General features: G+C 41.0%; 9 protein-coding genes. 3 read left to right on the top strand and 6 right to left on the bottom strand.

The genetic code is table 11. The features are described from left to right. The first annotated feature begins 517 nt into the window (after positions 1-517). Genes A9239_RS13645 through A9239_RS13635 form a run of 3 tightly spaced genes read left to right on the top strand, consistent with a single transcriptional unit; the run spans position 518 to position 3,597 of the window. Entirely contained in the window at positions 518-1,729 is a 1,212-nt protein-coding gene (locus tag A9239_RS13645; protein WP_048154793.1) for an iron ABC transporter substrate-binding protein, read from the top strand. 18 nt (positions 1,730-1,747) lie between these two features. Beyond that, positions 1,748-2,818, top strand: a complete 1,071-nt coding sequence (locus tag A9239_RS13640; protein WP_048154797.1) for an iron ABC transporter permease — start codon at positions 1,748-1,750, stop codon at positions 2,816-2,818. Continuing rightward, complete coding sequence (locus A9239_RS13635) at positions 2,815-3,597, top strand: ABC transporter ATP-binding protein (RefSeq protein WP_048154800.1); 783 nt, start codon at positions 2,815-2,817, stop codon at positions 3,595-3,597. The genes A9239_RS13640 and A9239_RS13635 overlap by 4 nt, the downstream gene beginning before the upstream one ends. Positions 3,598-3,944: 347 nt before the next feature. Here the strand turns inward: A9239_RS13635 and A9239_RS13630 are convergent, their stop codons facing one another. From A9239_RS13630 to A9239_RS13605, 6 genes are all read right to left on the bottom strand, one after another. Then, positions 3,945-4,673, bottom strand: coding sequence for a class I SAM-dependent methyltransferase (locus tag A9239_RS13630; protein WP_048154802.1), 729 nt, complete (start codon positions 4,671-4,673; stop codon positions 3,945-3,947). Between the two features lie 681 nt (positions 4,674-5,354). After that, complete coding sequence (locus tag A9239_RS13625) at positions 5,355-5,813, bottom strand: 30S ribosomal protein S15 (protein ID WP_048154804.1); 459 nt, start codon at positions 5,811-5,813, stop codon at positions 5,355-5,357. Positions 5,814-6,210: 397 nt separating this feature from the next. Further along, complete coding sequence (locus A9239_RS13620) at positions 6,211-7,512, bottom strand: hypothetical protein (protein WP_048154807.1); 1,302 nt, start codon at positions 7,510-7,512, stop codon at positions 6,211-6,213. A gap of 213 nt (positions 7,513-7,725) precedes the next feature. Continuing rightward, positions 7,726-8,349, bottom strand: a complete 624-nt coding sequence (locus A9239_RS13615; RefSeq protein ID WP_230669144.1) for a hypothetical protein — start codon at positions 8,347-8,349, stop codon at positions 7,726-7,728. Continuing rightward, complete coding sequence (locus tag A9239_RS13610) at positions 8,330-8,986, bottom strand: hypothetical protein (protein ID WP_052712698.1); 657 nt, start codon at positions 8,984-8,986, stop codon at positions 8,330-8,332. Before A9239_RS13610 ends, A9239_RS13615 begins: the two co-directional genes overlap by 20 nt. A gap of 20 nt (positions 8,987-9,006) precedes the next feature. Continuing rightward, positions 9,007-9,309, bottom strand: coding sequence for a hypothetical protein (locus A9239_RS13605; protein WP_054865174.1), 303 nt, complete (start codon positions 9,307-9,309; stop codon positions 9,007-9,009). Positions 9,310-10,102 lie beyond the last annotated feature (793 nt).

The raw sequence follows: 10,102 nt of genomic DNA, 5'->3' as shown, positions 1-10,102 counted from the left end.
TTCGTTGGTAAACCCGTGTTCTCTGAAATTAATGAACAGTACGACAACCTTGGGTTTAAATCGATTCCACTATAATTGAGGTATAAGAAAGTTAGTTTTATCAATCGGTAGTTTCGAAATATTGCGTGAAGTAATTTTTAGTTCTGGAATCTGCTAAAAAATTACTTCATACAGTTTTATATATTTCTGAATTATTTTTACCTTATTTTTGTTGTGTTTTTATCTTATTTTTTTAATTTTATTCCACTCTTTAATTCCGATTTTACTGAATTAATTTTTCACGGAGTTAACTTTTTAAAGGCATTGATCTACCAAAAAACAACCATTATCATAGTTTTTCATATTCAATAATTAAAAGCAAGTCAGTTAAGGTTACACCATAAATTTATCCTTATCTGGATTTAAAAGTCATAATAGCTCATCATTTTCAAAAAATTAATTGGATTGAATATTAAACTAAGATAATTTAGTTAATTTTATGTAATACTTTTACTCTTTGATCATAAAGGGATGTAACATGAAATTAAATTATGGTAATAAATTATATAAAATTATTTTTATAGGACTGCTCATTGCTGCCCTGGTAGTGGCTTCAGGATGCGCGGACAAGTCCTCATCTGATAAGGATCAGAACGGATCGGCTTCAGCAGAAGCTTCAGGAGTTTCAGGCGCCGATAAGGCAATAGAATCCGGAGCGTTTACACTCACGGACGGGTTTGGCAGGGAAGTCACCATACCTGAAAATGTGGAACGAGTTGTTTGCTCAGGAGCCGGGTGCCTGCGCTACCTTGTATACCTGCAAGCTCAGGACGATGTAGTAGGGGTTGATAGCTTGGAGAAAAAAGAAAACAAAAACGAAGGTCGCCCTTATGTATATGCGAATCCCCAGCTCAAAAACTATCCCCTTATTGGAGAGGCCAGGGGTAATGATGACCCGGAGAAAATCATTGAAGTTAACCCTCAGGTTATTCTGAAAGCCAGTATGATTGGACAGGCAGCAGCACCTACTGCCACTGAAGCCGACACTCTTCAGGACAAAACCGGCATCCCTGTGGTCGCATTCCCTTACGGGTCTTTGAATAATGAGACACAGAAAGCCGAAGTGTACAGCTCTCTGAGGATAATGGGCGAGGCAGTAGGTAAACAGGAAAGAGCAGAGGAAGTAATCAGTTATATCAATGCTACTATGCAGGATCTTGAAAACAGGACTGCCGACATTCCGGAATCTGAAAGAAAAACGGCCTATATTGGTGGGGTCGGTATGGCTGGAGCTCATGGAATAATCGCTACAGAACCTGCTTACTCGCCATTCCTCTGGGTGAATGCAAAGAATGTCGCAGCCGGAATGGGCACAGAGCATGCGGATATTGCTAAGGAGGCACTCGTAGACTGGGATCCCGAGTATATATTTATCGATGTTGGTACCCTCCAGCTTGGTAACGAAGGTGCAATTGGAGAACTGAAGAATGATACATCCCTTGCAGGACTCTCGGCTGTGAAAAATAAAAAAGTCTATGGAGTAATCCCTTATAACTTCTACAGCACCAACTATGAGTCCGTACTTGCAGACGCTTATTTTATCGGAAAAGTGCTCTATCCGGACAGATTTGAAGATATTGATCCGGAAGCAAAAGCTGACGAAATATACACTTTCTTCGTTGGTAAACCTGTATTTTCAGATCTGAATGGAAATTACAGTAATATGTGCTTTAAACAAATTTTGCAATAAAATGGAGGGTATAAAAAGGTGCATTTCTCCAAAGGAGCAGTCCCAGAAGATTATCTTTTGTACATACGCAGAAAATACTTCTGGATTATGGGGGGGGTTCTGTTCCTCTTCATTATGCTTATTTACTCGATCTCGGTAGGAGCGGTGACAATACCGCCTTATGAAGTGCTGCAAACCATAACGGGGCACAGTGTTTCTACAAAATGGGATTTAATAATCTGGAACATCCGGCTCCCTCAAGCCCTGGCTGCAATAGTCGCAGGAGCCGGACTCTCGGTTGCAGGAGTTGCGATGCAGTCTATACTGCGTAATCCCATTGCATCTCCGTTCACGCTTGGAATTTCAAATGCCGGCGCTTTCGGAGCTGCAGTGTCTGTTGTGGTCCTCGGTACCGGAAAAATGCAGTCCACAGTTGCAAATGCTGTGACAATTAACAACCCTTACCTGACAACAACGGTAGCCCTTTTCTTTTGCCTTCTTGCGACCGGAGTGATCCTGCTAATCTCAAGTATACGGGGGGCTTCGCCCGAGGTAATGGTACTTGCAGGAGTTGCACTTTCTTCTCTCTTTACAGCAGGTACGGCATTCCTCCAGTACTTTGCTGACGATACCCAGCTTGCAGCAGTCGTTTTCTGGACTTTTGGCGATGTCGGAAGAGTAACCTGGCCGGAACTTGAGATAATGGCTGGCGTTGTGCTGCTTGCAATTATATTCTTCGTTGCCAATTGCTGGAACTATAATGCCATAGATGCAGGCGATGAGACCGCAAAGGGTCTCGGTGTCAATGTGGAAAGGACAAGGTTAGTAGGCATGGTAATCGCAGCCCTGGTTTCTGCAGTGATTGTTGCATTTCTTGGGGTAATAGGGTTTATAGGACTGGTCTGTCCTCATATGGTCAGAAGGGTCATAGGAGATGACCAGCGATACCTGATACCCGGTTCTACTCTTTTTGGAGGAATCCTGCTTCTGGCATCAGACACTGCGGCAAGGCTTATAATATCGCCATATGTGCTTCCCGTATCTATTCTTACTGCTTTCATGGGAGCACCTGTTTTCATATACTTACTTCTTAAGGGGTACAAACGATGATACTTTCAGTAGAGGAACTTGAATTTTTGTATCGCAACCGTACAATTCTCCATGAAATAGCCTTTTCCATCGAGGAAGGAGAAATTGTAGCAATCCTTGGGCCTAATGGAGTTGGTAAGACTACACTTTTAAAATGTCTTAACAAAATTCTCCGCCCAAAAGGAGGAACAGTTCATCTTGATGGAAATAACCTTTTTGACCTTGGAACAATGGAGATCGCGCGCCTTGTTGGGTATGTTCCCCAGCGGGTGGAAACCGGGAGGTTGACAGCTTTTGATGCAGTCTTGCTCGGAAGGCGGCCCCATATCAAATGGGATGTTACCGAAAAAGACCTTCAAATAGTCGATTCTGTTTTCAAGTTACTTTCCATGGAAAAACTCCGCCTTTCATATATCGATGAAATGAGCGGAGGTGAACTTCAGAAGGTTGCAATTGCACGTTCACTCGTACAGGAGCCAAAAGTCCTACTTCTTGACGAACCTACAAGCAGCCTTGATATGAAAAATCAGGTTGAGATTCTGGGCATTATCAGGCAGATTGTCCTTGAGCACAGAATTGCAGCCATAATGACAATGCACGACCTTAACCAGGCCCTCAGGTATGCAGATAAGTTTATTTTCCTTAAGGGAGGGAAAATTCACGCGCAAGGGGGCGCCGAGATAATTACACCTCAGGTTATCGAGGAGGTGTATGGTTTGCCTGTAATTATCGGAGAGATTGCAGGTATGCGCTGTGTAGTTCCAGGAAATCCTGAAGTTGCACTTGTACATAACGTGTAAAACCAGCAACAAGTAAGAAATTATCTCAAGAAAAAGAGTATATGACAATTTCAAAAGTAGTCAGAGAATTAAGATAAGAGAAAAGAGTAAAAGACTCAGTACCAAAATCTAGTGATTTTGAACTTTACATTCATCACTAGATTTTGGTACTGAGTCAAAATGGAACAACTATTATGTTTTTTATGCGGTTGAAAATCCATTAAATTTGAAGAGGATACCAATGGAGAGCTTATCAAATATGAAATTAGCAGGTCAGGTACCTTAAAAGGTAGTTAGAAGCTATATACATTTCCTGTGTAATGTTTGTACTACAGCTTGGATCAATAGAAAACACAATGTTATTTCTTTCAAGATTTGGTTGCAGCCATTATGGCGAGGTTGCGGGATTTCCATAAGCAATCAACATGTCTAAATCCTGCTGCCTTCATGTCTTGAAACGTCTCCAAAAGCGTTCCAGGTTTATCTCCCATTTTCTGGGAGTTTTCCAGTCGATTAAGCTTCAGTTCCTCAAAGGTCCATTCCTGTCCGAGCTTCTCCTTAAGTTGTATCATCAGAGAGGAGATTTTGTTATTAAACTCCCATTGATCAATAGCTGGAGAGTCTTCCCTGAAAAGATCTCCGTTTATAAATAAACCCTGCTCTTTTAGAAGTTCGCGAATATCGGAATACAGTTTGCTTCTGTTTTCAAACTCTACATGATGAATAGAAAAACAGGATACAACAGCATCAAATCCTCTATCTCCAGTTATATCCAGGAGTCCTTGATTCAGATCACGTTTGACTACATTTATGTTTTTATTATCCCTGAACCTTTCGCTGCTTCGCCTTATCATCTCATCAGAGAAGTCGATCATGAGAACATCTGCTTGAGGCTTTAACTTCAAGATCTCAGCTGTCACATCGCCCAGACCACAGCCCAGGTCAATTATCTTAGGATCCATTGGCCCTAATTCGATTGCTACCCTTGAAATAATTGACAATATTTCTTTCCTTTCAGGTATGATTATATCAGCTGTCTGGGCATATTTTTCAGCAGCTTCTGGATGAGTCCATCCTTTTTTTTTCTCTTTTTCCATAGCCAGCAATATCTCCTTAATTAGTTATAAAGTCCAGCTATAACATTATTGAGCTAATCTCAAAACTCAAAATACTTTTCTATAAAATTATTTTTGGATAAGCTCAATGTTAAACTTAAGGAACAATAGAAATATAGTAACTATTCAGCGTAGGAAAAACAACCTCAATAGGCATCTTCTTAAATCTAAAATGGGCAAAATCCTATTGATTAATTTTTCACAACTGTTGTTACTGCTCGTGCTTTTTAGTTTTATACAGTTGATAATTCTATGCTTATGAAACCTTAAAATCAATATCAGTAAGCCTAATTTTCGTACGCTGAATAGATACGAAATATAATACCAAGTGTTTTTGTTGACAAGGATGATATTTGGGGAAGTGGAACGATAGATCACTTCCCAAACTAAAAATTAGAAGTTATATTTGTATCATTCCTAAATGCGTACAGGCAATGATTTTGAGATCCCAGTTTTTGATTTCCCAGTATCCTCTTCAAATTCAGTGGAGAATTTTCCAATTTGAAAACTATACAATAATTTTATTATACAGTTGTAAAGTTGGATGCATCGCTTGAAGTTGTTGTTTATACTTTGGTAAATTTTTAAATTTTCATTAAATACATGAAATTTACTTTTACCCATACAATTTGAAGAGGATACCAGAAAAAGATTTCCAGGTTTTTACCTGGTAATCATCATTTCTGCAGTTTCAGGCTTGTAGAACCAGTCTCTCGGGAGTACCTTTTCCTGCTGGTAATACTTAACAAGCCTTCTAATCTTGGATTCAGTAAGGTTAAGGGCACGCTTGTTGTGGACATCTTTCTTGTTAATAGAAAGGTGCTTCCTGAGCCTCAGGGCCTTCACAATCAGATTGGTAAGGTCTTCCGGAACGTTCGGATAAACGTTGTTTTCCTTAAGAATGGTTGTGATCTTCTTGCCTGTGATAAGCTTGGCGTCAGGAACTCCGTAACGGTCCCTTAAAGTCATTCCAATTTCGGCAGTGGAAACACCCTGTTTCCAGAGGTCAAGAGTGATTGTAGTAACTTCATCTGCGCTGATCTTGCACCACTCAGGCGGCTCGGTTCTGATTGGCCTGGTGGAAGCTGACTTGCCTTTTCTTTTGGTATGCATTTTTGCCATAATAAGTCTCCTGATATCAATTGATCGATGCCCTGAAGAGAACTCTTCGAGCGGAAGTTATATCTTTACCGACTATAACGGACCAACACATCGATCGGGAGATTTAATCCGCCACAGCAAACTGCTGCGTGGCTTTTCAGGAATCCCTGGAAAAGCATAAGTTTTTCGGTAAAAACATCACTAGAGAACGCACCATAACATATATACTTTGTGTCGGATAGGGAGGCGTATGGCTCTTTTCATATTGAAAAGTTTCAGTGGTAAACGTTTTCCATAAGCACATTTTATCTGAGTATATGTCCATTTTCTATATCCATTTTCTATATCCATTTTCTATATCCATTTTCTATATCCATTTTCTATATCCATTTTCTATATCCATTTTCTATATCCAGGTTCATGAGGCAGAATCCCAGAAGCTCAAAACTATTCGCGCCCCACCCGGATTTATTTGCCTGTAAACATATTCGATATGCGCATCGCGAAGATTACGGGCTTCTGAAAGGTTTTCAGCTTCAAGAATGGAATAAACTGTTTTGTTGACCTCACCTGAAAATTCACCTTCAAGCTCGCTCCGAATTTCACTTTTTATATACTCTGTCATCATGTCTTCAAGCAAAGAGAATTCGACTGTTGATGCATTTTCAGAAAAAGCTTCGGAATCAACCGGAAACCCGGCTTCAAGTAAATCCGAAAAATATACCGCAAAAGCCTCTTCTCCGGACTTTCTATCTACAGGATTTTCAGAAACCCCGTAGATCAGGGTCTGGAAAGATTCCTCATTTTCCTCCCCAAAGCCCGACCCAAAATAATCCGATGGGAAGAGCAGCCCTGTAAGTACCTCTGCACCTTCCAGGGCTGCTGCGTCAAGAGAATCATTAAAAGCCTGGAAGAGTATCTTGCTGGCTTCTTCATCCGATGAGTTCAGGGAAGTTTCAAGCACGGAGTCATTAACAGAATCAAGCAATGCAGCTTTTGAAGGAGGGCTGGCGTAAAGGGGCATGGAAAGCTTTGTACTTTGACGAATTGCATTTGCAGGAGGCTTTTCTCCAATAATAAGCTCGCTTTGTACAGGAAAAACTTCTACAGGGTGCCAATAAGCTTCAAACCTGTAGGAAAATCTTCCTGCGGCTTTCTGATCCAGATATGTTGAAATAACCTCCGAGTCCCGGGAAGAATAGTTCACAGCAAGGGGGTTCAGGAAAACTAAAGAATCATTATTTGAGATCGCAAGGGAAAGAGCAAGATAGTCCGCAATCAGGTCAGCAAAAGTCCTGTGTTTCTGTTCTTTCCCGAAGAGGGCATGAGAAGAATTTTCCACAACCGAGTTTTCAGGTATTGAGATATTAAGAGCTGCAAGAGGAGATATTTCGTATTCAAAGTCCTCAAGTTTACAGGAAAGCACTGACTCAAGCAGATAAACATCAAGTTCCGAAGAAGTGACATACCCGGCTGCATGATATTGTTTTTCTGCCTGCATGGAAGGCATTAGCAGGATACCTGCAAGCGAGATCAGAACAAGTAAAAAAAGGGCATCAAAAACTGTGAAATAACCTGAGCATTCTGCAATTAGCTCGCCTTTTTTCTTTGGAAATTGCCAGAGGATTTCAGGAACTATTGGGTGTCTTACCTTATCCTGTTCTCTTACTATTAATTCCCTGCTTCTCTTTATGGGCTCTTCGTTTCTCTTCCTTTTCATACAGTCTCTCTCACTTTCATGCCGTATCTCTCATTTTCAGGTTCATTCTAATTTCCATCTTCCACCCAGTTTTTTGAGTTTTCACGCGGTTTTTCGAACTTTCATGTGATTCTTCAACTTCCAATTAACTTTTCAAAATTTTATCTGGCTCTTTAATTTCTATGCGATTTCTCTAACTTCTATCCAGCTTTTCTCCTTTACTGCCTCTCTTTTTCAGTTCCATTTTGTCTTATAAATCACCACAGTAAGGATCCCAGGGATCGATTCGGCAGGATTCAGTTCAATAACAACGGGCACAGAGGCTGCAACTTTTTCCAGGTCGTCGGCAAAAGCATCAATCTCGACATTGTCCGGTTTGATCTGCCAGTGCCACTGACCGTCTCCTGTTCGGACTTCAACCAGAAACTGGTAATTCCCGGAAAAAGCTGCAAAAATCTTTGCTCTTTCATTAGCCCCATTCGGGCCCGAAAGTGTGTCAAGGGAAGCTGCCGAAAGTAAGCCTGAGCTTTCTGCTCCCAGAACAGGGTCATCTGCCAGGTTTTCGGCAATGAGAGACGCGGTCTCGTAATTTTCAAGAGCAAATGAACGGTCTTCGTATCCAAGGTAGGTCTGTGACATCAGAGCTGCGAAAACCATAAAACCTATCACTGCAAGGGCTACGGAGAGTAGATCGGTATGAGGTTCAAGCACCCCATGTTCGTCCCTGAGCATTAACGCACACGTTTTTTTTGCAGGTTTTAATGTATCCTTGAGCCGAGCTGTAGCTGTGAGCCGCTTTTTGAGTAGATCTTCGAGCAGATCACCAATAAACAGGAAGTTATTGGTAAACAAGGACACAGCCAAAAGTAGATACCTCCTCTTCATCCTTCACATAAATGAATTCTTTCTTTAATGAGATATTTTCACCTGGGCTCAAGACTGCTTCTTCGGTTCCCAATATCTGGAGGAAAGCCACAATTTTAGAATAATCGGTTGTAATAGGAGTTTCCTCGTTGCCTGGAGCTCCAAATTCCTCACTGAGTTTTTCGTGCAGGGTAGATCCGTTAAGAGGCAAAACCCTGAAGGCAAAGGGTTTTACAGCCCTGAAACTCCTTTCTCCGGATTCGGCTTCCAGACAGACATATTCGCCAGAAACCCGAACCTTTATATCTCCCGCAAAAGGCAAATCCCTGAAAATTTCCTGTTCACTGAAACAATAGGAAGATTCGCGAAATTCATCCTGAGATTCTCCCTGAAAATCCGAATCTGCTCCCTCTTGGAAATTAGCTGATTCTGAATTGCCCGATCCGACTTCATCTACTGCAGTTTTAAAGTCCATAGCCAGAAAATCAAGCTTTTCCCGGGTTTCAAGATCCTTGAAACTGGCAACCAGATTAAAGAGTGCCGCAAAAAGGATAACGCTTGCAAGAATTAGAGCCGCCTTTGAAATCAAGAAATCGGCCCATGCAGAGTCATCGCAAGCAAAATTCCTCACAGCAGATCTTCTCCTATATATCAAATTTTATTAAGAGTGCCATTCTCGGAAATAATCACGAATAGCCTTTCGGACATTGGTTCGAGCTTTGTTGAGAGCAGGAGCCTGTGCCTGCCAGAACCAAGAAATACGGGTCCGTTAAGTTCAGGGTTTGAGAAAGAGGCATCCGAATAATAGAAAGTGCTTTTCTCTCCTGTATGGACGCAGTAATTGTTCGCATCCGCAGGCCATTTGACCTGCCTGTCAGGAAGCGCACCGAAATCCACGCTTACGCCTTCAGGCAACCTTATCTCCAGAGAAACTTCACTTCCTTCCCCACGCAAGGAGAGCTGTTCGGCAGCAGCCGTAAGCCTTGAGATTTCGTCCAGAGCTGCTTTTTCCTTTGCTTCGTCCAGAAAATCATAGAGATAAACGAAGGAAATAAGTAAAATTACAGCAAAAAGGATACCTGAAACCGTGAGTCTGAAAGGAAGTGAAATAACTGCAGATTCGTCAGTTTTAATCGGATCGACTAATTCTGGAGCTTTGTTAGCCGCAACCTTTCTTGAAAAGCAATCTTGACCAAAGAAGTCTGTTTGAACCTTAGCCGTAAACTGCCCCCTCCATTTCTTAAAAAGAAAGCTTGACCAAAGATGTCTATTGCAGCATATAGCTGTAAACCAACCTTTCTTAAAAAGAAAGCTTGACCAAAGAAGTCTATTACAGCCATATAGCTAAAGTATATCCTAATCCGAACTCCTTTGGAAATTAGGAATTCTGTTAATAATGAACTTAGTCAAGCACAGTATAAAAAATTTGTTGCCTTTTGATAGTTGACAAATAGGAACTACTGAGACTGCAGAAATCAATTCCTGTTGCTTTAAAATGGCTCTATTTTTAAATGAAAACAACTGGATTTTTTGACCCGAAAACTGATAACCTGACCAAAGAAGTAAAATATAATAAGAAGAATTCTGATTTATCTGGTATTTATCACAGAGATGGGTGATGGAACGAACAGCAACGTCGGTAGAAGCCCAAATCTGTGACAAATAAATTATTTTACACAGTCAAACTTAAAAAATCCTTCGGTTAACAAAACTTTATATAATTAATATGTAACTATTCAGCCACTTA

The sequence above is a fragment of the Methanosarcina sp. A14 genome, assembly GCF_001729375.1.
GTDB classification, from domain to species: domain Archaea; phylum Halobacteriota; class Methanosarcinia; order Methanosarcinales; family Methanosarcinaceae; genus Methanosarcina; species Methanosarcina barkeri.
Note: the sequence above shows the minus strand (reverse complement) of the source record. Positions and strands in the feature narration are given on the sequence as shown.